24 protein-coding genes are annotated in these 24,618 nt (G+C 49.5%); 14 read left to right on the forward strand and 10 right to left on the reverse strand.

Annotation, left to right across the window (positions count from 1 at the left end):
* Positions 1-116: 116 nt before the first annotated feature.
* The gene (locus IEY24_RS22510; protein ID WP_188936250.1) at positions 117-2,258 is read left to right on the forward strand and encodes a glycoside hydrolase family 31 protein; all 2,142 of its coding nucleotides are present in this window, start codon (positions 117-119) and stop codon (positions 2,256-2,258) included.
* Here the strand turns inward: IEY24_RS22510 and IEY24_RS22515 are convergent.
* Together IEY24_RS22515 and IEY24_RS22520 are read right to left on the reverse strand one after the other, a co-directional pair.
* Entirely contained in the window at positions 2,245-2,736 is a 492-nt protein-coding gene (locus tag IEY24_RS22515; protein ID WP_188936252.1) for an NUDIX hydrolase, read from the reverse strand. The genes IEY24_RS22510 and IEY24_RS22515 overlap by 14 nt on opposite strands.
* Positions 2,737-2,755: 19 nt before the next feature.
* The gene (locus tag IEY24_RS22520) at positions 2,756-3,790 is read right to left on the reverse strand and encodes a LacI family DNA-binding transcriptional regulator (RefSeq protein WP_188936254.1); all 1,035 of its coding nucleotides are present in this window, start codon (positions 3,788-3,790) and stop codon (positions 2,756-2,758) included.
* 265 nt (positions 3,791-4,055) lie between these two features.
* Between IEY24_RS22520 and IEY24_RS22525 the strand changes: the two genes are divergently transcribed.
* The 7 genes from IEY24_RS22525 to IEY24_RS22555 all read left to right on the forward strand — a co-directional run bounded on the left by IEY24_RS22525 (position 4,056) and on the right by IEY24_RS22555 (position 11,383).
* Positions 4,056-4,826: an SDR family NAD(P)-dependent oxidoreductase gene (locus tag IEY24_RS22525; RefSeq protein ID WP_188936256.1), complete on the forward strand. Its 771-nt coding sequence runs from the start codon at positions 4,056-4,058 to the stop codon at positions 4,824-4,826.
* 41 nt (positions 4,827-4,867) lie between these two features.
* On the forward strand, positions 4,868-5,698 hold the full coding sequence (gene kduI, locus IEY24_RS22530) for a 5-dehydro-4-deoxy-D-glucuronate isomerase (RefSeq protein ID WP_188936258.1): 831 nt from the start codon (positions 4,868-4,870) through the stop codon (positions 5,696-5,698).
* A complete protein-coding gene (locus IEY24_RS22535) occupies positions 5,698-6,054 on the forward strand; it encodes a cupin domain-containing protein (RefSeq protein ID WP_188936260.1) in 357 nt (118 codons plus the stop codon). The genes kduI and IEY24_RS22535 overlap by 1 nt, the downstream gene beginning before the upstream one ends.
* 109 nt (positions 6,055-6,163) lie before the next feature.
* On the forward strand, positions 6,164-8,002 hold the full coding sequence (locus tag IEY24_RS22540) for a glycoside hydrolase family 88 protein (RefSeq protein WP_229223003.1): 1,839 nt from the start codon (positions 6,164-6,166) through the stop codon (positions 8,000-8,002).
* An 11-nt stretch (positions 8,003-8,013) separates the two neighbouring features.
* The gene (locus IEY24_RS22545) at positions 8,014-9,537 is read left to right on the forward strand and encodes a tagaturonate reductase (protein WP_188936263.1); all 1,524 of its coding nucleotides are present in this window, start codon (positions 8,014-8,016) and stop codon (positions 9,535-9,537) included.
* A gap of 22 nt (positions 9,538-9,559) precedes the next feature.
* The gene (locus IEY24_RS22550) at positions 9,560-10,840 is read left to right on the forward strand and encodes an MFS transporter (RefSeq protein WP_188936265.1); all 1,281 of its coding nucleotides are present in this window, start codon (positions 9,560-9,562) and stop codon (positions 10,838-10,840) included.
* A 108-nt stretch (positions 10,841-10,948) separates the two neighbouring features.
* A complete protein-coding gene (locus tag IEY24_RS22555; RefSeq protein WP_188936266.1) occupies positions 10,949-11,383 on the forward strand; it encodes a nuclear transport factor 2 family protein in 435 nt (144 codons plus the stop codon).
* Positions 11,384-11,418: 35 nt separating this feature from the next.
* On the opposite strand, the gene IEY24_RS22560 is transcribed toward IEY24_RS22555, so the two are convergent.
* The gene (locus IEY24_RS22560) at positions 11,419-12,477 is read right to left on the reverse strand and encodes a PDDEXK nuclease domain-containing protein (protein ID WP_188936272.1); all 1,059 of its coding nucleotides are present in this window, start codon (positions 12,475-12,477) and stop codon (positions 11,419-11,421) included.
* Between the two features lie 142 nt (positions 12,478-12,619).
* Between IEY24_RS22560 and IEY24_RS22565 the strand changes: the two genes are divergently transcribed.
* Together IEY24_RS22565 and IEY24_RS22570 are read left to right on the forward strand one after the other, a co-directional pair.
* Positions 12,620-13,060: an SRPBCC family protein gene (locus tag IEY24_RS22565; RefSeq protein ID WP_188936273.1), complete on the forward strand. Its 441-nt coding sequence runs from the start codon at positions 12,620-12,622 to the stop codon at positions 13,058-13,060.
* Complete coding sequence (locus tag IEY24_RS22570; protein ID WP_188936274.1) at positions 13,057-13,389, forward strand: ArsR/SmtB family transcription factor; 333 nt, start codon at positions 13,057-13,059, stop codon at positions 13,387-13,389. The genes IEY24_RS22565 and IEY24_RS22570 overlap by 4 nt, the downstream gene beginning before the upstream one ends.
* 3 nt (positions 13,390-13,392) lie before the next feature.
* Here the strand turns inward: IEY24_RS22570 and IEY24_RS22575 are convergent, their stop codons facing one another.
* From IEY24_RS22575 to IEY24_RS22585, 3 genes are all read right to left on the reverse strand, one after another.
* A complete protein-coding gene (locus IEY24_RS22575; protein ID WP_188936275.1) occupies positions 13,393-14,607 on the reverse strand; it encodes an ATP-grasp domain-containing protein in 1,215 nt (404 codons plus the stop codon).
* 137 nt (positions 14,608-14,744) lie between these two features.
* Positions 14,745-16,136 carry a leucyl aminopeptidase family protein gene (locus tag IEY24_RS22580; protein WP_188936276.1) on the reverse strand — a complete coding sequence of 464 codons (1,392 nt, stop codon included), beginning with the start codon at positions 16,134-16,136 and terminating at the stop codon, positions 14,745-14,747.
* Between the two features lie 76 nt (positions 16,137-16,212).
* Complete coding sequence (locus IEY24_RS22585) at positions 16,213-17,778, reverse strand: M20/M25/M40 family metallo-hydrolase (protein WP_188936278.1); 1,566 nt, start codon at positions 17,776-17,778, stop codon at positions 16,213-16,215.
* A 145-nt stretch (positions 17,779-17,923) separates the two neighbouring features.
* On the opposite strand from IEY24_RS22585, the gene IEY24_RS22590 reads away from it, so the two are divergent.
* Both IEY24_RS22590 and IEY24_RS22595 read left to right on the forward strand, forming a co-directional pair.
* Entirely contained in the window at positions 17,924-18,847 is a 924-nt protein-coding gene (locus IEY24_RS22590) for a UbiA family prenyltransferase (RefSeq protein ID WP_188936280.1), read from the forward strand.
* A 3-nt stretch (positions 18,848-18,850) separates the two neighbouring features.
* Positions 18,851-19,537: a class I SAM-dependent methyltransferase gene (locus IEY24_RS22595; protein WP_188936282.1), complete on the forward strand. Its 687-nt coding sequence runs from the start codon at positions 18,851-18,853 to the stop codon at positions 19,535-19,537.
* Here the strand turns inward: IEY24_RS22595 and IEY24_RS22600 are convergent.
* Complete coding sequence (locus IEY24_RS22600; protein ID WP_229222902.1) at positions 19,475-20,440, reverse strand: EamA family transporter; 966 nt, start codon at positions 20,438-20,440, stop codon at positions 19,475-19,477. The two genes, IEY24_RS22595 and IEY24_RS22600, sit on opposite strands and share 63 nt — an antisense overlap.
* 107 nt (positions 20,441-20,547) lie before the next feature.
* Here IEY24_RS22600 and IEY24_RS22605 point away from each other — a divergent pair, with 107 nt between their 5' ends.
* Positions 20,548-21,255: an outer membrane beta-barrel protein gene (locus IEY24_RS22605; RefSeq protein WP_188936284.1), complete on the forward strand. Its 708-nt coding sequence runs from the start codon at positions 20,548-20,550 to the stop codon at positions 21,253-21,255.
* Positions 21,256-21,323: 68 nt separating this feature from the next.
* Positions 21,324-22,121, forward strand: a complete 798-nt coding sequence (locus IEY24_RS22610) for an HAD family hydrolase (protein ID WP_188936286.1) — start codon at positions 21,324-21,326, stop codon at positions 22,119-22,121.
* Positions 22,122-22,130: 9 nt separating this feature from the next.
* On the opposite strand, the gene fabF is transcribed toward IEY24_RS22610, so the two are convergent.
* The 3 genes from fabF to IEY24_RS22625 are packed head-to-tail and all read right to left on the reverse strand — an operon-like array spanning position 22,131 to position 24,462.
* Complete coding sequence (fabF, locus tag IEY24_RS22615) at positions 22,131-23,381, reverse strand: beta-ketoacyl-ACP synthase II (protein WP_188936288.1); 1,251 nt, start codon at positions 23,379-23,381, stop codon at positions 22,131-22,133.
* A 36-nt stretch (positions 23,382-23,417) separates the two neighbouring features.
* A complete protein-coding gene (locus IEY24_RS22620) occupies positions 23,418-23,651 on the reverse strand; it encodes a DUF2798 domain-containing protein (protein ID WP_188936290.1) in 234 nt (77 codons plus the stop codon).
* A 49-nt stretch (positions 23,652-23,700) separates the two neighbouring features.
* A complete protein-coding gene (locus IEY24_RS22625) occupies positions 23,701-24,462 on the reverse strand; it encodes an SDR family oxidoreductase (protein ID WP_188936292.1) in 762 nt (253 codons plus the stop codon).
* Positions 24,463-24,618: the final 156 nt, after the last annotated feature.

Consider the following 24,618-nt stretch of genomic DNA (forward strand, 5'->3'; position numbering starts at 1 on the left):
AATTATCAATAATCTATATATCCTACAAATTTAATAGACTTATTTTACCACCATATTTTTTTAGTATAAAAATTGAATACCCACTTATAATATCGACCCAAGAGCCACTGAACCCCATGCGCCATCTAAAACCAGCCCTTTCGACCCTGTTTTTAATACTCGTTCCTGCCCTGCTTTTCGGGCAAGTTATCACCTGGAAAGAAATCCATCCCGGCGTCTGGAAGGGCATCGCGGGCAAACCCGACAGTTACAACCTGCTCAAAGCCGCGGAATCGACCGCGTCGCCCGCGCTCGCGAAACTATCCAAACAGGACTTTCCACTCGATAAATCGGCTATTTCGTTTCAGCTGAACAATGGAAAATCCTACCTGCGTCTGCCGTTGCAAAGGAATGAGCAGCTCTACGGCTTCGGGCTTAACTTCCAGAGCATCCATCAGCGCGGCCGCATTATGCAGCTCCATACCGACCATTATGGCAAGTCCGATAATGGTCGCACCCACGCGCCGGTGCCGTTTTATGTATCATCGCTGGGTTATGGTGTTTTTGTAAATTCTGCCAAATACATCGATGTATACGCGGGCTCGGGTGTGCGCAAAGACAGTAAAAACCCGCCGAAGGTCATGGACCGCAACACCGACAAAAACTGGGAAGCGCACCCTTATTCCGATGCGGTTGAAATGCTGATACCGGCCGAGGGACTTGAAATTTACGTGTTCGCCGGCCCCAAGCCGGTCAATGCGATCGAGCGTTTCAATCTGTTGAGTGGCGGGGGCTGTCTGCCACCGCGTTGGGGCCTGGGCTTTACGCAGCGTGTCCACCGGCTCTACGACGCCGATCAGGTGAAACAAGAGGCAAAAGCATTTGAAGAAAAAGGCTATCCACTCGATTTCATTGGCCTCGAACCCGGCTGGCAAACCAAATCCTACCCCTGCACATTCGAATGGGACCGCTCCCGCTTCCCCGATCCGGCAGGTTTTGTAAAGGATATGGACAAAATGGGCGTTAAAATTAATCTTTGGACAAATCCCTATGTCTCACCCGACGCCTCCATTTATAAAACGATAGCGCCCTACACAGGCTCTCATACGGTTTGGAATGGCCTTGTTCCAGACCTTTCAATGCCGCAGGCCCGTAAGATCCTGTTCGATCAGTTTGAAAAAGAACATGTAAAGATCGGCGTCAGCGGCTACAAGATCGATGAAGTGGATGGATTCGACTCCTACCTCTGGCCCGACGTGGCGATATTTCCCTCCGGTCGCTCCTCGGAACAAATTCGTCAGACATACGGGCTGCTCGTACAGAAACATAGTTTTGAAATGTTCCGCCGAAACAACACACGTACATACGGGCTCGTACGCGCATCCAACGCAGGCGGTGCGTCGTTTCCCTATGTGATTTATAATGACAATTACAGTCACGAAGACTTCATTACCGCGCTTATCAACAGCGGATATGCAGGCGTGCTCTGGACACCCGAAGTACGGGCTTCCAAAACCGCCGAAGAATGGCTCCGGCGTTTCCAGACGGTCTGCTTCTCGCCGATGGCCATGATCAATGCATGGTCGAGCAGCACGCAGCCATGGACTTTTCCCGAAGTTGCGCCGCAAATCAAGGCATTGGCAGAGCTGAGAATGCGAATGATGCCCTATTGGTATTCAGAATTCGCCAAATATCATTACAACGGCACGCCGCCCTTTCGCGGAATGAATCTGGAAGAAGGTTTTGGCATAAATATGAAAAAGGAAAAAACGGCCACCAACCTCGAAGAAAACCCTTATGAGGAGGCTGTTACCCGTGAAGTGAAAGACCAATATATGGCGGGTGAATACCTGCTGGTAGCGCCGCTTTTCACGGGACAGACTTCACGTAAGGTGATCTTGCCAAAAGGCAAATGGTACGATTTCTATACCGGCAAACTCGCGGGCGACGGAGAAGTGATAACCATTAGCCCCGGAATGGACCAGATACCGGTCTTCGTCAAAGACGGAGGAATTATTCCCATGATGCCAGCCCTGCTCCACGCGCCGCGTTCGGGTGCAAAAACGGATATTGAAATCCGGCATTATGGTGAAAAGAATGCAAGTTACAATCTGTATGACGATGACGGCGAGACATTCGACTACGAAAAAGGGGCATTCTGCTGGCGGACAGTCAAAGTTGAACGACAGGGTGGGCAGCTAAAAGGCAGCATTTCGGGGCCCGAAAATGGCAAGCCGAACACAATAGGCAATGTTACCTGGCAGTTTATGACGAAATAGGATCTGCGGCGTCGAGGTTGCGGAAAGGTGAACTGAAATGTCCTTTTTCGAGCGGGTTTTTAGCCAATGCATCTGCCAGAAATTCGGGATAGATACGGATTGAATGCAAATCGGTCACATCATGCCAGTGAAACAATAGCTCATCCTGTCCCTCCGAACCAAGAAAATCCGCCTGCCCGGGAAGGTCGCTGATTTGCATGTCAAAATAGAAACCGATCTCGTGGTACTTGTCGCCGTTGTACAGGAAGAAATTCTCGGACACCCAAAGCATTTCGCCAGCTTTGGCATCCATACCGGTTTCCTCCTGCATTTCACGCTGCAAAGTGTCCTTTGAGAATTCAAACAGCTCGCAACGCCCGCCGGGGAGCGTCCAGAAATTATCGGAAGGGGTTTTATGCAGAAGCACCTTGCCATTCAGTACCGCCACGCCGGCGACCCTGTAATTGAACAATGCTCCATCGATGCGCAGGCTGATCATCCGTAATGTGGTTTTTCCGCTAAACTACGGTTTTTCCAACAGACGACGCCCGGATCGTCAATGCTGTTTTCAGTGAGCGTGTTTCGAATTTCTCGTCTTTCTGTGGATGTTCGATCAACCGGATCAGCAGTTCGACGGCCTGCTGGCCCATTTCCATTGCCGGCTGCATGACAGTCGTCAGCGGCGGGTTCAGCAAATCGGCTACACTGATGTTGGTAAAGCCCACAATGGCGATTTCGTCCGGCACGCGGATGCCTTTTCGTTGAAATACCGCCATACAGCCCGTGGTAAGCCGATCACTGGCTGTAAATATGGCGTCGGGCGGCTCCGGCAGGTTGAGCATTTCTTCAATAGCTGCTTCGTTTTCAGCCTTAATCTTGCCCCCGTAAAGGCAATACTTCACATACGACTCATCAAAAGGAATCCCGTAATCTTCCAGCGCCTTTTTGTAACCAGCCAGTCGTTCGGTGGTGATCGACAGGTAAATAGGGCTGGTAAGGTGCGCAATCCGCTTTCGGCCCGAAAGAATCAAATGCTCTGTTGCTTCATAGCTTCCTCTAAAATTGTCGGCTACAACCTTGTGCGTTTCAATATCATTGGGCACGCGGTCGAGGAACACAATGGGAAGCCCTTTTTCCATCAGTTCCTGAAAATGGATGAGGTTTGTGGTAAGGCTTGCCAGCGAAACCAGAAGTCCGTCCACTCTCCTGGAAACCAGATAATTCGTATTCGCCACCTCTCTTTCGTAGGAATCGTGGCTTTGAAAAATTACCACATGATAACCCAGGTTGTAAGCAATGGATTCGATGCCGTTGATGAGCTGCGAGAAAAAATGGTTCGCGATTTCGGGAATAATGACGCCAATCGACTTGCTTTTGCTGTCCTTCAAGCTTAATGCAATGGGATTGGGGCGATAGTTCATCCGCTCCGCATATTCCATCACCAGCTTTTTGGTTTCAGGGTTGATTTCGTAGCTATTTCTCAATGCACGTGACACCGTCGAAGTCGACAGATTCAGCGCCTTTGCAATATCCTTTATGGTGATGGTTTCCAATGGAAAAATTGGTTTATTCCAACTTATTATTCGTTTCAAAATATCCTCAACTCCTCTCCCCCGCACTGCTCCGCTGCCAAATTATCTCAAAATTTACATCTATCCCGGCCAACTGACAACGTTCCCGATAACGATTGCACAAAAAAAGACAATTTGTTATTTGATTTTTCTGATTATTCAATCTAACATCGTTCAGCTGGGATCTATTTACAATCGACGCTAAATTTATCGGATACCCCGAAAAAGACAAATCATATACTCATTAATGAACACCGTTAATTTATTTGATCTGACCGGAAAGACGGCACTGGTAACCGGATGCAATCGTGGTATCGGAAAGGCCATGGCCGAGGCGCTGGCCGAAGCCGGTGCCGACATTATCGGTGTGGCATCTTCGGAGTTTAAGGAAGGTAACGAAACCGAGCGGGCTATCCTCCAAACGGGCAGGAAATTTTACGCATACCAGACAGACCTGGGCGACCGGGAAAAACTTTACGAGTTTATAGAAAAGGTCAAAAAAGAGCATCCGGTAATCGATATCCTGATTAACAATGCAGGAATTATCCTCCGGCAACCGGCTGCGGAACACCCCGACGAATACTGGGATAAAGTACTCAATATCAATCTTGACGCACCTTACATACTCGCCCGCGAGCTAGGCAGGGAAATGATAGCACGCGGAGCGGGCAAGATCATTTTCACCGCTTCGCTGCTCACATTCCAGGGAGGTATCAATGTGCCGGGCTATACTGCTTCAAAAAGTGCCATTGGTGGGCTTGTGAAGGCATTGGCCAACGAATGGGCCGGCAAAGGTGTGAATGTGAACGCCATCGCGCCCGGCTACATCAACACCGATAATACCGAAGCGTTACGCAACGACCCGGTACGCAGCAAGTCTATCCTCGACCGCATTCCGGCCGGACGCTGGGGATTGCCCGGGGATTTTAAAGGCCCGACGCTTTTTCTCGCCTCGGAAGCCGCCAGTTACGTGCACGGAACGACATTGACCGTCGATGGCGGCTGGATGGGGCGCTAGTCATATTTATTTAAAAGAAATTCAAAAAGTTGCCGCTTAATATGCAAATTAGATTTGAAAGCAGTCGGAAAGAAGTAGCGCAAATGGACACTGATGCCTTGCGCGACAATTTCCTTGTCAAAGATATTTTCCGGGATGGCGAAATCCATTTCGTGTACAGCCATTACGACCGCGTCATCATCGGCGGCGCCATTCCGCTCGGAACTCCGCTTGCTATCCCGGTATTCGATGCATTGAAGGCCTCCTATTTCCTCGAAAGACGCGAAATCGGAATCATCAATATCGGCGGCGACGGCGAGGTCATCGCCGACGGCGAGCATTTCCCGATCAGTAAGCTGGGTTGCGTGTATGTAGGAAAAGGAACAAAAGAAATACTGCTCACCAGCAATAACCCCGCTGAACCAGCCGCTTACTACCTGCTTTCTTCACCTGCGCACCAAACTTACCCTACCCGGCTATTCACGAAGGAGGACGCGACGCCGGCAACCGTGGGCAGCGTGGAAACGTCGAACCATCGCACCATTTATAAATACATCCACATGGACGGTATTCAGAGCTGTCAGCTCGTAATGGGGCTTACGGTGCTGCAAACGGGCAGCGTTTGGAATACCATGCCCTCACACGTGCACGACCGCCGCATGGAGGCCTATTGCTACTTTGATGTACCTGAAAACCAGAGAGTGCTGCATTTGATGGGCGAACCCTCGGAAACCAGGCATTTGTGGGTAGCCAACCGGCAGGCAGTAATCTCGCCCCCGTGGTCTGTCCATTCCGGTTGCGGCACGTCGAATTACGCCTTCATTTGGGGAATGGCCGGTGAAAACAAGGATTATACAGATATGGACCCCGTACAAATCGGAGATCTCAGATAATGGAAGCATTGAAAGAAAAGGAATTTATCGCCGACAGCAAACTCGCCTGGGAAGACCTCGGAGGCGGCCTGAAACGCAAGATCATGGCCTATGACGACAATCTGATGATGGTCAAAGTTGCCTTTGAAAAAGGCGGCATAGGAACGCTGCACAGCCACTTTCACACGCAGATGAGCTATGTAGAAAGCGGGGAGTTCGAGATCACGATCGGCGAGCGGAAACAGGTGTTGCGGCAGGGGGATGTATATTACATTCCGCCGCATGTGGTTCATGGCGCATTGTGCCTTTCGGCTGGCATGCTGGTCGATATTTTCACTCCCATGCGCGAGGATTTTGTAACTATTTCAAAAGCATAACCTGTTCCGGATGGCCATTTCTCTACTTCGTATCCGCCGATTTACATGCTGGATCGCCTGTTTCATGACTACCTGGTCGTTTGGGCAGGATTTTCCAATATCCCGGCAAATGGCCGACTCTTTTATCGCCAATCATAAAGACTCTATTCTCGTAGGCAAAAACACGGCAACGAAATGGGACTACGAGCAGGGATTGATGCTCAAAGCCATCGAAAAAGTGTGGTGCCGGACGGGAGAAGGCAAATATTTCGAATACATCCGTAAAGATATCGACCAGTACGTGCGCCCCGACGGCACTATCCGCACCTACCATGCCGACGAATTTAATATAGACAATATTCCACCCGGCCGCGCATTGCTGGCATTGTACCAGCAATCCCAGCCCGACAAAGAGAAATATAAAAAAGCTGCCGATCTGCTCTGGAGGCAACTCGAACAACAGCCACGCACCAAAGAAGGCGGCTACTGGCATAAAAAGCGCTATCCCAACCAGATGTGGCTCGACGGTCTCTTCATGGGTGAGCCGTTTGCGGCCGAGTATAGCCTCATTTTCAATCATCCCGAGCATTTCGATGACATCGTCAAGCAATTTGCATTAATCGAAAAATATGCCGTCGATGAAAAGACCGGGCTCGTTTACCACGCCTATGACGAAAGCCGCGAACAGAAATGGGCGGATAAAAAGACTGGCCGTTCCCCAAGTTTCTGGGCGCGGGCTATTGGCTGGTATGCGATCGCGCTCGTAGATGTACTCGATTATCTACCGGCGCAGCATCCGGGAAGAGCGCAACTGATCAGCTATTTGCAAAGATTAGCACCCGTTTTGGCAAAATACCAGGACCCCGAATCCGGTACCTGGTACCAGGTGATCGACCAGGGCAAAAGGGCTGGCAACTATCTGGAAGCATCGGCCTCGTGCATGTTCGTATATGCGCTCGCGAAAGGCGCAAGGATGGGCTACATTCCTGCTAAATTCGCGGTAAATGCAAAGAAAGGCTACCAGGGAATCCTCCAAAATTTTGTAGAAAAAGAAGCGAACGGCACTTTAAGTCTCAACAAAACCGTGAGTGTGGGTGGCCTGGGAGGGACGCCCTACCGCGACGGCACTTATGAATATTACCTCAGTGAGCCCATCCGGAAGAACGATCTGAAAGGCATCGGGCCATTCATTTTTGCGAGTGTTGAAATGGAAATAGCTGCCGAAAATGCCGTAGGGAAAAGTAAAACGGTGGGTCTGGACTACTATTTCAACCACGAGACCCGTAAAGATCTCACCGGAGGCCCGGAGCAATTCCACTACACCTGGGAGGACCGGATGCATTCGGGTTTCTGGCTTTGGGGGAATACTTTCCGTGAACTGGGTGCCAAAACGGTTGCACTCCCGGCGCCGCCCACGGCTGCCAGCTTGAAGGGTATCGACGTTTACATTATCGTAGATCCCGACACCAAAAAGGAAGCGGCCGAGCCGCATTTCATCGATGATAAATCCATTTCCGAGATTGAAAAGTGGGTGAAAGCAGGCGGCGTACTCGTCCTTATGGCCAACGACACCGCTAATTGCGAAATCCCGCATTTCAACAAGCTGGCTGCAAAGTTTGGGATTCGGTTCACGAGCAAAAACCGCAATATGGTGCAGGGAACACAATTCGAGCAGGGTAAACTGATCATACCGGCTGATGCCAAAGCTGTTTTCAAAAACACTGAAAAAATTTACATTAAAGAACTGTCACCGCTTAGCCTCACGTCACCAGCAAAAGCACTGCTGACCGACCAGGGTGATATCATTTTCGGAGTTTCCAAATATGGCAAGGGAACAGTGTTCGCCGTAGGAGATCCGTGGCTCTACAATGAATATGTTGACGGCAGGAGGATCGATACCAGCTTCGAGAATTTTGAAGCAGGCAAGGACCTCGCCGGTTGGTTGTTGAAACAGGTTGTTAAAAAGTAAATCTCGACGCTATGAGCCATCTCTTCCGGGAAAACCTTCGTCAGCTCAGAAGCCAGCCCGCCGTGGTCGTGGCTGATGATTCCGTGTTCCAGCTGCCGGAAAAAGTACTGCAATTCGGTACGGGCGCGTTTCTGCGCGGCCTGGCCGATTATTTTATAGACAAAGCTAACCGGCAGGGTGTATTCAACGGCCGGATCGTGGTCGTAAAATCCACCGACCAGGGCGATACAAAAGCATTTGAGCGACAGGACAACCTTTACACCATATGCTCGCGCGGCATTCAGAATGGCGAGCTCAAAGAAGAAAATATCATTTCTTCGGCTATCAGCCGCGTGCTGTCGGCTAAAACGCAATGGTCGCTCGTGTTGGACCTGGCCAAAAACCCTGCGGTTACCATTGTGATTTCAAATACTACCGAAACCGGGATCCAACTCGTTCAGGACGATATTTACCAGTGGCCGCCGGTCTCGTTTCCCGGCAAGCTGCTGGCATTTCTCTACGCGCGTTACGTGGCTTTCAACGGTAACCCCGATTCTGGCGTAGTCATTATCCCCACTGAACTGATCGCCGATAATGGCAAGAAACTCGAATCCATCACCCTCGAACTCGCACATCGCAATGGCTTGGAAGGTGCTTTCATCGACTGGATCGAGCAATGCAATTTCTTCTGCAACTCGCTCGTCGACCGCATTGTACCCGGCAAGCCCGACGAAATACGTCTGAAAGAGCTGGAAGAAGAACTTGGCTACCGCGACGAGCTCTTGATCGCGACGGAACATTATCACCTCTGGGCGATCGAAGGCGACGAGCGCATCCGCGAGAAAATAGGTTTTTACGGGGTCGATGAAGGTCTGGTCGTCGAGCCGGATATCGAACAATACCGCGAGCTCAAACTGCGGCTCCTGAACGGCGCCCACACCCTGGGAGGCGGGCTTGCGCATTTATGTGGCTTCAAAACGGTTGTAGACGCGATGAACGATCCGTTTTTCTCAGCTTTCATTACGCATTTGATGGAGAACGAGATCGCGACGGCTATTCCCTACGATATTCGCACGGATGCCGCGCTGGCATTCAGCCGCCAGGTAGCCGATCGTTTTCGAAATCCGCACATTCTCCATAAGTGGCTCAATATCAATCAGAATTATTCAGCCAAGGTACTTTCCAGGGTTATCCCTACCTATCTGAATTACGAGACCCGAAACGGCTATCTTCCCGAATATATGACCTTCGGACTCGCAGTTTTCATTTACTACATGAAGGCTGTGAAGAAGGAGGGAGAAAATTACTACGGCAAGGTGGACGGCACTGCGTACCTGATCCAGGATCCGAAAGCATCGTTCTTTTACCAGAAATGGCAAATAGCCTCGCTCCCCGACATGGTACAGGCTATTCTTAAAGACGCGTCGATCTGGGGGCGCGACCTCAATAAAGTCGATACAGTCCACAGTTCCATCGTGAAATATCTCCAATCCATCACGCAAAACGGCGTCGCTGAAACACTTAAAACGCTTCTTGAAAGAACAGAATATGCTTAATCCCGAACCAGAACAACTCCGCATGGAGACCCAAAAGACGAGCTACCGCTGGCGCGTGGTGGCGCTGCTATTCTGCGCAACGACCATCAACTATCTCGATCGCCAGGTGCTCGGCCTTCTCAAACCGACACTGGAAGCCGATTTCGGATGGACGGAGTCCGATTTCAGTCATATTGTAATGGCATTTCAAGCGGCCTATGCATTCTCGCTGATCGGCTTCGGGGCTATTATCGATAAGATAGGCACCAAAATAGGCTATGTCATTTCGGTTGTCGTGTGGAGTATCGCGGCCATGCTGCACGCCGTCGCGACGGGAACATTCAGCTTTGGCTTCATGCGTGCTATACTTGGGCTCGGCGAGGCAGGAAATTTCCCCGTGGCGATCAAGGCTACCGCCGAATGGTTTCCAAAGAAAGAACGGGCATTGGCGACCGGTATTTTCAACTCAGGGGCTAACATCGGCGCGGTGGTAGCGCCTATCATGGTCCCATGGATTTTGGGGGCATACGGGTGGCAGGAAGCGTTTCTCATTACCGGGGCGCTCGGATTTGTGTGGCTGATATTCTGGTGGCGCTATTATGAGCTCCCTGCAAAGCAAAGCCGCATCAACCAGGCCGAATTCGACTACATCCACAGCGACAACGAACCCGACACGAGCAAGGAAGCACCTGTTAAATGGTTGGAATTGTTCAAAATCCGCCAAACCTGGGCATTTGTATTTGGCAAAATGCTTACCGATCCTATCTGGTGGTTTTTCCTTTACTGGCTACCTTCCTATTTCGCGGAAGCATTTAAACTGAATCTTTCAAAACCAAGCCCGGAACTGGTGATCGTGTACACGGCAACCACCATTGGCAGCATTGGCGGCGGGTATTTGTCAGGCTATTTTATCAAAAAAGGATGGCCCATTTTCCGGGCGAGGAAGACGTCCATGCTGATTTTCGCATTCCTTGTCACGCCGATTATGGCCGCTCAATATACGACCAACATCTGGCAGGCCGTTGTGCTGATCAGTCTGGCGGCAGCCGCGCACCAGGCGTGGAGTGCAAATATTTTTACAACGGCCTCCGACATGTTCCCTAAAAAGGCTGTAAGTTCGGTCGTCGGAATCGGCGGAATGGCCGGATCAGTAGGTGGTATCCTGTTTCCTCTTTTGGTAGGGATCATTCTGGACAACTACAAGGCAGCCGGAAACATCGGCGGAGGTTACAACATCATTTTCATCATCTGCGGGTTCGCATACCTGCTCGCATGGGGCGTAATGCACGTATTTTCGCCAAAAATGGAAAGGGTTGATATTTAGTACATCGGCTTTCGGCCGGTGGCTTTCACACCTGATCGATTTTGAAAACCAGACTGCCGAAGTCAGACAACCGAATACCGAAGTCAAATCCTAATTCCTTATTAATCAATGAAAAAAACACTTTTGCTCCTCGCATTCCTTTTGATAGGCAATGCATTTGTTTTCGCTCAAAGCGCCGATGAAAAAGCCGTTGCCGCGACTGTTGAAAAGCTAAAAACTGCGATCATCAGTGCCAATGAGGCCGATTTGAAAAAGTTAACCTCGCCTTCGCTCTCCTATGGCCATTCCAACGGCCTTTTGGAAGATCAGAAGGAGTTCATTCGTGCGCTGGTGAGCGAAGATTCCAAATTCACCAAAATCGATCTTAGCGAGCAAACCATCTCCATCTCAGGCGACGTCGCATTGGTTCGTCACAAGCTTTTTGGTGACACCCACAACAAGGGAAAAGACCCTGCGCAGGTAAAGCTCGGTGTGTTCATGGTATTTCAAAAAGTAAAGGGAAACTGGGTGCTGCTGGGTCGCCAGGCATTCAAGCTGGTTTAATCCATTTCAGAGGACATTCAAAACGGGTCTGCCAGTCACTTGGCAGGCCCGTTTTTTATATCCGCAAAATCGCGTTGCTCCATTTTATGCCGCGCGATCTCTACTGCCTTATGTAGCTTCTCCTGCAAGATCTGCTGTGAAGGCAGGGCCGTCAGGTAATCCGCGACCCGGATATTGCTTTTATCCAGCTGCATCAATTCAATATGTTCGCTGCTTTTTCCCGAGCAGAGAATCAGCCCAACCGGATCGTTCTCTCCTTCGATTTTCTCATACTTTTCCAAAAACCGCAGGTAAAGCTCCATTTGTCCTTTAAAACCCGCTTCAAATTCGCCCATTTTCAGGTCGACCACCACCAGGCATTTCAACCGCCGGTGATAGAACAGCAAATCGATAAAATAATCACGGTGATCGATAGTAATGCGCTTCTGCCGCGCCATGAATGCGAAATCGGTGCCCATTTCAATAATGAAGCGCTGCAATTCGACGATAATCGACGCTTCGAGATCTTTTTCCGAGTAGGCATCTTTCAATCCGAGGAAATCAAGAAAGTAAGGGTCTTTGAAAACCAGGTCGGGGTTTAGTTTTTGCTCGTTTTTCAACAATTGCAGCTCGCTAATAATCAATTCCTCCGGCTTTTTACTGATGGCGGTCCGTTCGTAGAGCATGGATTGGATGCGCTCCTGTAATTGACGTGACGACCATCTTTCAAGTTTACACATTTCGATGTAGAATTCACGTTTCAAAGCACCTTCTATGTATATCAACGTTTTCAAATGTGTCCAGCTTAATTGTCTCCGCAGTGCGGAGACAATTGATTCGTCCGGAAAAACGGAGGCAAACTTCGAACAGTGTAACAAATGTTTCATGCTCCAACCCTGACCATAATCTGCAATTAGCTTTAAACTCAGCTCGCGTAGTACTTTTTTCCCATACTCCGCCCTATTTTCCTTCAAAATTTCCTGATTTACCTGCTTACCAACCCGATAATGCAGCAAGGTTATTTCGGCATTCACCGCCAATGCAGCATTCCTCCTACTTTCTTCAATAAGTTGTTTCACTGCGCCTAGCAATTCCGATGTTTCAATATCTTTCATAATAATGCGTGTGATTTAAGTCCACCCATTTAGACGCTCGATCTCTATTTTGGTAACGCGCGACTACAAAATTTTTTTCACATCAATAATTACGTAACAAAAAAGTTACATATAAATTTGTGTAATAAAAAGGTTACGCTTTATGAAACGTGATATCAAACTCAAGTGGTTTTACCCTTACCCGCCGGAAATGATCTGGGAGTGCCTTACTAATCCTGAGATTCTTACCAAATGGAGCCCGATGAAGGATTTCAAACCGGAGATTGGGTTTGAATGCCAAACGCAGCAAAAGCCGCGGCCTGCGCAGAATTGGGATGGGATTATGTACCACAAAATTCTGGAAATCGACCCTCTGAAAAAGCTATCTTATAGTTTTAAGGGAGGGCCAAAACCCGGTGTTACTACGCTTGACACCGTCGTAACATGGATTTTGGAACCCAAAGACGGAGGTACCGAGCTCCGCCTCGAACATACCGGATTTACAGGCCCGAAAAATGTGCTGACGAGCTTCATTATGGAAATGGGTTGGAAGAAAATCGTTAATAAAGCATTCAAAAAAGCTTTTGAGGAGCGATTCGCATGAGCATAGAAACAGTAGACGCCTTTCAGGCCCTCGCGGATCCGGGGCGGAGGGAAATATTGATGATGGTCGCCAAAGAAAAACGCTCGATTAACGCGATCGCGGAAAATTTCGATATCAGCCGTCCGGCGGTTTCCAAACACATCAAAATCCTGCAAAATGCGGGATTTATAAATATCGAGGAAAAAGGCCGCGAACGATATTGCGTGTTGAACCAGAGCGGTTTCAGCGAAGTTCAGCAATGGATTAGTACATTCGAACAATATTGGACGGCTCAATTCCGAAGCCTGGAAAGCTACCTGGCGGCGAATGTTCCTGTCCCGAAAAAATAGCCGTCAATGCGCCGGTTTCTTCGGCGCGGGTGCGGAAGCATGGTACTTCTTCTGGACTATCGCAGCATATTTATCCATCAGTTCCAGCACCTTGTCGCGGGATTTGGACCTTACGACCAACCCGACATGGTGCGGTTCGTTCATTCGCCACACGATTTCAGGATCGTTGAAAACCGACAGGTCCGGCCATTCCTGGCGCGCAAGCGAGATGATAATACCGGAATACTCTTTCCTTACAGGCGGCAACTTGTAGTTTTCCCCCTTTGCCTCCGCGGTTTCCATCCGCGCCCATTCTTTCCAGAGGTTAATACCCGACGCCGCGTCCACCATTTCGGACAGATGTGCGCCGCCGACGCGGGATGATGTTTCGAGAAAATAGTATTTGCCGTCGTCATGGCAGCGGATCACTTCGGTATGTGATGCACTGTGTTTCAATCCGAAAGCTTTGAGCAAATCCACGGCGAGCGTCTGCAATGCATGTTCTTCGGACGAGTCGAGCGGCACGGTAACGGAGCGAAATATACCGCCGCCATGCGCTACGTCGAATGGCGGTGCGAGGTATTTGCTGTTCCAGGAAAATATAACGATCCCGTTGTAGGAGATCGAATCGACGTGATAGACATCGCCCGGCTTATATTGTTCGACGAGGTAGGCGTGGCGCTTATCTCCCAATTCATGGATCGTGTTCCAGAGTTCCTCGGCTGTGCTCAGCTTTTGAATCCCCAGCGCCGAAGCTTCCGATCGTGGTTTGATCATCCATGGCCCGGGATACTTTTCGATGAACCGGTTGACCTGATCATCATTGAAAAGTGCCGAGAAACCGGGGACGAGAATGCCCGATTCCAGCGCTTTCGTACGCATTGCCAGCTTATCGCGGAAATAGCGGCCGGTCGTTTGCCCCATTCCCGGAATGCGAAAATATTCACGGATATGCGCGGCTTTCTCCACATCGAAATCATCCAGCGCCACCACGCGGTCGATCGGGCGGGTGCGCATGACGTATGCGAGGCCGGTGATGATCTCGTTCATGTTATAAGCCCCGTCTTCCCCCTCTTCCACATAGAAAAACTCATCCACGGCCTCCCTGACCCAGGGTTTATTTTCCAGTTTTTTAGCAGTGATCAGAAAAACCCTGTTGCCGGCGTCTTTCAGAGCCTTCAAAAAGTCGTTGCCTTTGAAATAGGTGGAAATGCAGAGAAAAGTAAGAGTTGGGGTCATAAAACGTAATTTGGTGGACGTTAGCGGGATTCATGGATAAGTATTACCACGAAGCACATGTTCTCAAATTCAGCAAAAAGAACCATTTTGGCAAGAAAAGGCCGGGTTAAATTTCCGCAACAACCCGGGCATCGTTGTTAGCCGCCCAGCTTAGTCAGGTAAGCGATCAGCAGCCTGACACCATAGGCCGTTCCGGCTCGGCCGGGTGCAAACTCGGTATCTCCGAATGCAGTACCCGCGATGTCCAGGTGCGCCCATGCCTGGTGCCCGTCGGTAAATACTTCCAGAAATTTGGCTGCCACAATCGCGCCGGCGAGTGGTTTACCATGGTAGTTCTTTACATCCGCAATATCGGAGCTGACCTCTTCCTTGTATTCATCCCAAACCGGCAGGCGCCACAAACGCTCCCCGGTTTCATCGGCTGCCTCGGTGAGCGCCGCCGCAAGATTGTCATTGGGTGTAAAAAGCCCTGCTGCCTCGTAACCAAGCGTCTGGATGATGCTACCCGTGAGCGTCGCCAGGTCGATGAGTACATCCGGCTGATATTGTTTGACGGCATAATTCAGGCCGTCGGCAAGAATAAGCCTACCCTCCGCGTCGGTATCGATCACCTCGATGGTTTTACCTGCGTAAGAACCGATTACATCACCCGGCTTCATCGCCGAGCCATCGACGGAATTTTCCGTAGATGGTATCACACCGATAATTCGAACCGGCAGTTTCAGCTGCGCAGCCAACTCAACCGTGCCCAAAACCGCCGCTGCACCCCCCATATCGCTTTTCATCAAATGCATATTGGCCGAGGGTTTGATGGAAATACCGCCCGTATCGAATGTGACGCCTTTGCCCACAAGCGCCACTGTTTGAGTATAATGCTGCGGTTTGTATTCCGAAACGATCATTACAGGTGGCTCGTCGCTCCCCTTATTCACAGCCAGCAGTGCGTGCATACCTTGCTCTTCCAGCTGACTTTTCTCCAATATCTCAACCGAATACCCGTTCTCCGCTCCGGACTTCCGGGCCCATTCGGCCAGTGTTGCAGGTTTTTTATAATTGGAAGGTGCATTCATCAGGTCCATCATGCGCATTTGCACTAAAGCCGTTTTCAAAGCATTCTCCGCCGACAGTTTGACCTCCGAACCTTCATCAGCCAAAATCGAGAGTATACCCGATTTGAAAAACTCACTCACTACTTTCGGTTCGGTCTTGTACAGTTGCAGGTCATAACCGCCCAACACAATGCCATTCACCGCATTACCAACCCACGCTGCGTCACGCCCGCGTGCGTCGAGGGTAATGTGCGACGGCCAGCGGTCTTTTCTTTTGAAAAAAACTGACCGGAAAATTTTCGTGATCGCAGGAAGTTTAGGAGTTTTCCCCAATCCTACCCACAGCTCTTTCGAAGAATACCACCACAATTCCCCTTTCTCTCCTTTAAACATCTCTTGATTGGCGGGCCCGGCATCCTGGCCGAATGGGCGGATGATCAGAATGTCTTCGTCTGGCTCGTGTATGATCGCTATTTGCATGGTGTCGGGAATTCGGTTTAATAAAAAAAGCAAAGACAATATATGCCTTTGCTTTCAAAAATAGGTTACGGGGAAATTAATCCAGTCCGCCGCGGCGTGTGGGCTTGCGTGGCTCGGGCCATGTGCCGGGTACACCTTTCGCGTCGACGGGTAAAATGCTTTTTTCGCGAGATGTTTTAGCAGGATCCTCGCTGGCCTGGTAAGCCAGGATCGCTGCCAGGATCGCATTGCCCCGAACGTCGTCGAACACGATCTTATCATAAGTATCCCGGTTGGTATGCCAGGTATAGGTGCCGTACGACCAGTTCAACGAGCTGAGTGAAAACGCCGGAGCGCCAGCCGCTACAAACGACGCGAAATCGGAGCCGCCGGTGCCGGGAGCTCCGGGGAATTTGGTCTCGATAGGCGTGCGGATCGGTTCGGGGACTTTGGAAAGCCAGCGGGAAATGTATTCATAGGCATTTAAAAAGCCTTGCCCGGAGAGGTTAACCACCCTACCCGTGCCATTATCCTGATTAAATACTGCCTGGATATTCTGAACAATTTCGGGGTGGTCTTCCACGAATGCGCGGGAGCCATTCAGCCCCTGCTCCTCGCTTCCCCAGTGTCCTACGAGAATAGTTCTCTTGGGATTGGGATATACTTTTTTCAGAATACGCATGGCTTCCATCATCACCAGCGTGCCGGTACCATTGTCGGTAGCACCCGTTCCGCCATCCCATGAGTCGAAATGCGCGGAGAGAATTACGTATTCGTTTGGCTTTTCGGTGCCTTTGATCTCCCCTACCGTATTGAATGTCTGACTTACTCCCGTTTCTTTCGCATCCGCACGCACGCTGATCTTCGGTGTATGCCCCGATTCGGCCAGGCGGTAAAGCAATCCGTAATCTTCGAGCGAAATATCAACCGTCGGAATGGCTTTGGTATAAGCCCCAAAAATTTTATTAGCCCCAAAACCCTTTGACCAATACGACATTACCACACCTGCCGCACCAGCCTTCTCCAATGCAAGCGGTAATGCCCGGGAAGTGTAGCCAGTTTTTTTCAAACGATTAGCCCAGGCTTCGGTTTGCGCCTCGCGTTCCTTCTTCATTTTCTCGAACGACTCCTTGGTGCCAAATTCTTGCCAGTTATAATCCGGTCGGCCGGTGGGCTGATTCATGCTGATAAGCACAAATTTACCCTTTGCGGACGGCAGCCATTTCTGAAACGCTACCGAATCAGCCACGTCGGGCAGGATCACTACCTCGGCAGTTACCGTTTTGCCGTTCGTTCCCGGGCTCCACGCAAGTTGCATTCCTTCGAGTGATTTCACACGCGGTGCCACCATATCAATATGCGACACACCGCGCTCCCAACCGCGCCATTCACCCCATTTTTCATTTTTTGCCGTGATATTCCAGCCTTTGTATTTGGCCACGGCCCATTCGTGCGCCTGCTGCATTTGGGGCGATCCCACGAGTCTGGGCCCGATGACGTCCATCAGCTCATGGCCTAATTTTTCAAGTTGTGAATTTTCGGTCGCTTCCTTCACGATGTTTTCAACCACCGGGTCTTTCCTGACCGGCTCTTTACTTTGCGCAAAAACAAAATTGGCCTGGCTCGAAAGACAAAGGGTCAGGAGCAAATAGATTTTTTTCATGTAATTGGTGGTTTAAGAAATATCGTTGCCTAATGTAGGAAATCGATATGATGCTTTCCACACGCTCTTAAAAAATTCTAAATTGATATTTTAATTATATTATTCCAATGCCAGGCATTCACCGGACGCTGGTTCACAGGCAGATATGTTAAACAGGATTACTGCATTCGTATTTTTTGCCAATTACTTCGTTGGATTACTGGCGGTGGCATTATCCGTTGAAACTGCCTTTCAGCTTAACATCCCGCTCAACTCCCCTGCCTATTACATTCTACTGTTCTGCACGACGGTTTTTTATTACACCATTGCCTATTCAGGGCCGGTTGTTCCGAAAGTTTCTGCCAACCCGAGAACGGAATGGTACCGGTTGCATTACCGGTTCGTGCGAATCAGCCAGGTGATTCTGTTCAGCATTTGTGCGCTACTGGGAAGTTGGTACCTGGTACAAAATCTCAATGGGCTATTGCATTTCCCCCTCCATTTCTGGCTGGTTTTGTCGGTGGTGCCGCTGGCAGCAGTGCTGTATTATGGCTTACTTCCAAAATCGCTCATTTCCTTTAACCTGAGGCGGACAGGCTGGCTGAAAGCATTTGTGATCGGGTTCGTATGGGCCGGATGCGTGAACCTTTTCCCGGTGGCGGCATTGAAAATCGAGCAGGACATCACGGCCGCGGAGCCTTTGCTCATGCTCTGGCTTTTTACCAAAAACTGGATGTTTTGCACCGTAAACGCCATTATGTTCGATATGAAGGACTATGAGGATGACGCGAATATTCAGTTGAAAACATTTGCGGTAAGGATGGGCCTTCGGAATACGATCTATGTCGTGCTGATACCCCTTCTGCTCATCGGGCTGTTTGCTTTTCTTGCATTTGCGATTTACCAACATTTCGGCATTCCCACGATACTCTTCAATATGGTGCCGTTTGTTTGCCTGCTCGCTGTCGCATTTTCTCTTCAGCGGCGGCAAAGCATTTTGTTCTACCTCATTGTGATCGACGGTTTGTTGCTCGTAAAAGCATTATGCGGGATAGCCGGAAGCTTTTTCGCACACCAACACCTGCACTAAGCCATGGTAAACAACTACGACCGCATTGCCGGAAACTATGACAGGCTAAGCAGGCTGATATTCGGCAAAGCCATCATCCGTGCGCAGCAATCGCTATTGCCGCTCCTGACGCCTCCCGCACGCATGCTCATCGTAGGCGGAGGAACGGGCTGGATACTGGAAGAAATTGCAAGAGTTTGTCCGTCCGGATTGACGATTGATTATGTGGAAATCTCTTCAAATATGCTGGACCTTGCCCAAAAAAAGGATTTGAGAGACAACAAGGTCACATTCATCCACGCAGCCATTGAAGATTACCTCGCTTCCGCGGCCTACGAGGTCGTGATGACGCCCTTTCTTTTCGACAATTTTAGTCCTGAGCGTGCACGGACAGTCTTTCAAAAATTGAATAATATGCTTGAAAACGGTGCATTATGGCTTTTTACCGACTTTCATATAGACAAAGACCTGAACCGCCTGTGGCAGAAAGCCTTGTTGCGGTCTATGTATTTATTCTTCAAAAATATTAGTCATGTGGAAGCCGATCAATTGCCTGATATGCCAACACTTTTTGACCGTAACGACTATCATTTGACACTTGAAACCTTCCATTTCGGCGGTTTTATCCGCTCGGCTGCTTACCGCAAATCAGGCGACGGCGGCACGTCTCCGACCGAAGATAAACCGCTCATTGAAAATGATGATCGATAGCAGGATCAGCGAGTAGGCCGTGATCTGCGTAGTGTTGATGGGTTCGTGGAAGTAGAACAGTGCAATGGCGAAGTTCATCAATGGATTGATATACAACAAAATACCCATTGTCGATGAGGTTACCCCCTGCAATGCGTACAGATTCATAAACAGCGGAATGATCGTAAAAACGACGGCTATCAGTGTGATCAGTATGTAAAATGAAGCCTCTGTCGGCAGCGCGGCGCTATATTTTGGATAAAAAGGCAGCAGTAGCAATGCCGAGAAAATAATCTGGATCGTGAGCACGAGGAACTTGTCGATCCCCGTATTCTTGCGCTGGCTAACGAGGTAGAGTGCATAGGAAGCCGCTACAATCAGGCTATACAAAATATCGGCTATGTTATTAAATGACAACAATATACAACTCAATACGCTTAGCAATACGGCCGTCCATTGCCATTTACTCAGTTTTTCATCCAGCACGAAAAACGCGATCACGGTCGTCATGATCGGGCAGACGAGATATGCGAACGAGGCGGCTTTCACGCTGATGTGGTTCATCACATAAATGAAGAAAAACCAGTTGGCGGTCAGCAGCACGCCGCCGATCAACGTGAGGAATGCCACCTGCCGTTTCCGCGCCACAGGCATTGCTTTAAATGCCGCAATGCTGTCTCTCAGCACTTTCACCCGTACAAACAAGCTGATCACCGCCATCACAGCAGCACACATGAACACGCGGTAAAAAAGGATATCGAGCGACGGATAACCCTTCAATGGTTTGAGGGCCAGACTAAAAAAGCCCCAGATCAGAAACGAAATAAATGCGGTGAGGTAGTACTTTGAAAATTTCATCAGGCTGTCGATGTGGTGTGGACCGTGATTTTGAAACAGCAAAAAATGCAGTCGGGTTCGTGCCATTTTCCCTGAAAGTAATATTGATCTTCGAAAATTAACTTTTTCAGAATGCAACCGTTGGTTAACCTATCGTGTCAATCAGACAGTTTCCATTCCAAAAACCCAGGTCCATGAAAATTCTTTACGTCCTTCCATTCCTATTGTTTTGCAAGATCAGTCTTGCGCAGCGCACCACCTTTTCTGTCGGACTTAACAGCGGAATTTCGCGCTTTGCCGGTCCGAGCGCGGAAAAGACGACTTCGTCCAGTACTGGTGGTCCTTTCTGTAATTGCGCTATGCGCGAAGCCAGCTATCTGGGCAGCGTGCCCGCTGCTACTTACGGTGCAAGCCTGGCTGTGCAGCACGAGTACAAAAATCACTTCCTGTTGGGACTGGAAGCCGGCTACGAGAACCTCCGTACACGGATCAATATCGAACAATACCAGATCGACGATATGATCTTCAATACCGAAAACGCGTATAGCATTACCAGGAATCATTTCATCAACATTTTCCCAAGTGCAGGGTATAATTTTCCATTGGCCGAGGATCTGAACCTTTCGCTCCGCGGCGGTGCAGATTTAGGTATAGGTCTGAGCAGTTCCAGCCGTCTCGTTATACGCGACATATTCGAAGATGACCAACACGCCGACCGCGATGGCCTCGCACCTGGGCTTGACTTCCGTCCCAGGATCGAGGCGAAAATATCCGGCAAACGGCTCGGCCTGACCGTCAATTACTCGCACGGGGTTACGAACTGGCTTAACGGCTGGGCAGGCGGCCCTACCGAGCTCTACATGCGCGTCGTCCGGGTGGGCGTGCAATACAGGTTATTCTAAAAAAGCAGTAAAAGAGGAACCATAGTCGGCTTATTTGGCTTGATTGATAAGGCAATATTTAATCAAGTATGACATTTTCCGACATCCGGCTGGTGGCTACCGATATGGACGGTACGCTTTTGAACTCCAAACACGAAATCCACGAATCCTTTTTTCCCGTTTTCAGAAAACTCAAAGATCACGGGATCATTTTTGTAGCAGCCAGCGGTCGTCAGTATTTCAACCTCGCCAAAACGCTCGATGCGGTAAAGGACGAGGTCATTTTTGCCGCAGAAAATGGCAGTTATGTCGTTTTTAAAGGTGAAGAAATCCACATTCAGGCCGTCGATCCCGAGATTACCCGCGAGCTGATATTGATTTCAAGAAAGATCAAAAACACTTATCCGATCATTTGCGGGAAGAAAAAGGCCTACGTTGAAAATGACGATGAGGAGTTTATCAATCACCTCAAACTCTATTTTGAAAGATATGAGGTGGTGAACGACCTGCTCGAAATCACCGACGATCAGTTTCTGAAATTCACATTGTGCGATCTGGCCGGTTCCGAAGTGAACAGCTACCCGCATTATAAAAAATACGAAGAAGACCTGCAAGTGAAAGTCTCCGGGCCGATCTGGCTGGATATTTCGCACAAAAAGGCCAACAAAGGTCGTGCAATGGAAGTTTTGCAGGAAAAATTCAATGTCACTGCAGGGCAGACAATGGTTTTCGGCGATTACCTCAACGACCTCGAAATGCTCGAAAAGGCACATTACTCCTACGCCATGGCGAATGCGCACCCGGATATCAAAAAAATAGCCCGTTTCATCGCCAAAAGCAACGATGAAAACGGGGTAGTAGAAATCCTTTCGGAAATCACAGAGTAAGGCAATGCCCTACTCCGTATATTTTTTGAATATGGAAGTCGCCGTATGCCCACCGAAACCGAAGGTGTTGTTCAGCGCGTAATTCACGGTCTGGTTCAGCGATTTGCCGAGCACGATATTCATGCCTTCGGGAATCGCCTCGTCGAGGTTTTCGGTATTAATCGTACCCGGAATGATATCGTTCTTCACCGCCAGGGCACAAACGATGCTTTCCAGTGCTCCCGCCGCGCCCAACAAGTGGCCGGTCATCGATTTGGTAGCGCTGATCGCCACCGGATGATCCCCGAACACGGTTTTCATGCCTTGCAGCTCGCTCATATCGCCCAATCCGGTTGAAGTCGCGTGCGCATTCACGTAGTCGATCTTGTCGGCTGTAATACCCGCTTCTTTCAGGGCCTTTTTCATGCCTAATGCGGCTCCCATACCGTCTGGAGGCGTACCGGTGAGATGATAAGCATCGGCAGCCATGCCGCCGCCGACGATTTCGGCATATATTTTGGCGCCTCTCGCTTTGGCATATTCCAGGTCTTCGAGGATCAATGCCGCCGCGCCTTCGCCCATGACAAAACCGTCACGGTCTTTGTCAAATGGCCTGGAAGCGGTTGTCGGATCGTCGTTTCTTTTGGAAAGTGCCTGCGCTGCGCTGAAACCGCCCAATGCAGAATAAATGATGGCCGCCTCCGAACCACCGGCGACCATCAGTTTAGCTTTACCCATGCGGATCGTATCGAACGCGCTGATCAATGCCGTGTTGGAAGAGGCACAGGCCGAAACGGTACAATAGTTGGGCCCATGCAGCTTGTGGCGGATCGAGATAACGCCCGCCGCAATGTCCACAATCATTTTGGGAATAAAGTAGGGATTGAAACGCGGTATGCCGCCCGAAGCGTGAAATTCCAGCAGTTGGTCTTCAAAAGTGCCCATCCCGCCGTTTCCTGTCGCCCAAATCACGCCCATATCATAACGGTCTTCCACATCGATATTCGCGAAATCCAGTCCGGCATCTTTAATCGCCGTGTCCGACGCCGCAATCGCGTATTGGGTATGCAAGTCGTATTTTTTGATCTCTTTCTTCTCGATATAATCTTCGGGCTTGAAGTCTTTCACTTCGCAGCCGAACTGCGTTTTGAATTTGGAAACGTCTATTTTCGTAATGGTAGCAGCACCGCTTTTACCATCTACAATATTTTGCCAGAATTCGTCCACAGAATTCCCCAGCGGAGAAATAACCCCCAGGCCGGTAACTACTACTCTTTTCATACAGTTTGGTTGTTTGATCCAAGACATCAGGAGCGTTTAGTCAACCTCCTGAGTCAGTGTATCTTTGAAGATATCGTCGACCATTTTCTGCACCTTCGGGCCAATCAGCAGGATTGCCGGGATGACGATCAGATACGACATGCTCCAAGATTTGAGCCAAATCACCAAAAAATTGGCAACAAATCCAATATTTACAGAAATCAAAGCGAAGGAAATTATCCCCGTCGTAACAACTCCCATAATCATGGCGAAAGCGATTTTCTGTCTCATGTCGGATGTGATTTTTGTGAATTGAAGGTTACATTCTATGACTGGCTCCTCAGGCAGTTTGGAGGTCTACACCCGGGTTCATTGCCTGCAAAGCGGCTGCCGGATTGCTCAAAAAGAGGTTGAAAACGTCGGCAGTACGGCCCGTCAGGATTTCGTAAGTATTGTTTTCAAACGCTTCCACGAGTTCGTCGGCTACTTGTTTGGCTGGTATACCGTTGGTTGCGCCACCAATTTCAGCTGAGAACTCGGTGTCCACCAGTGGAGGCAGGATTTCGAATACCTGGATGTTGGTTGATTGACCAAGCGTAATGCGAAGCGATTGCGTGTAGGAGTGCAATGCGGCTTTGCTTGCTGCATAGGTAGGCAGAAAGTGGTTCGGAACAAGGCCAGCGATGCTCGAAACCGTTACAATGGCAGCTTCGTCTGCTTTTTTCAGCAATGGCAGCAACTTCTGGTTCAGACGGATAATGGCCAGGTAGTTGGTAACGATTTCTTCCTCGGCCAGCGTTGCCGCGTCCGCTTCACCGTCCAGACGGTAGTAGGATGCTTTGCCTGCATTGTTGATCACGACATTCAGTTCGGGAAATTCATTTTCCAGACGGGCCACAAACGCATCAGTAGATGCCTTATCGACCACATCGAAAACAATTGGTGTTACATTGGTAAGCTGCGTAGCCGCTTTTTGCAAACGTTCCTCATTGCGACCGGTGATGATCACGTGGTTACCTTTTGCAGAAAATGCTTTTGCGAATTCTAAACCGATACCGGCACTTCCGCCAGTGATCAATATGGTGTTTCCAGTAGTTTTCATTGCTTTTTAAAGTTTAAATATACCAATCGGTATTTTATTTTCGAAAATTAAAACCGGTGTTCTGCCGGCGTTTTTTGTGAATCGGAATTCACATGACAAAAATATACTGATTGGTATATTTTTCCAAGAAAAACCTTGAAAACTTTTTAAAACTCT

It is taken from the genome of Dyadobacter endophyticus, from assembly GCF_014641595.1.
GTDB classification, from domain to species: domain Bacteria; phylum Bacteroidota; class Bacteroidia; order Cytophagales; family Spirosomataceae; genus Dyadobacter; species Dyadobacter endophyticus.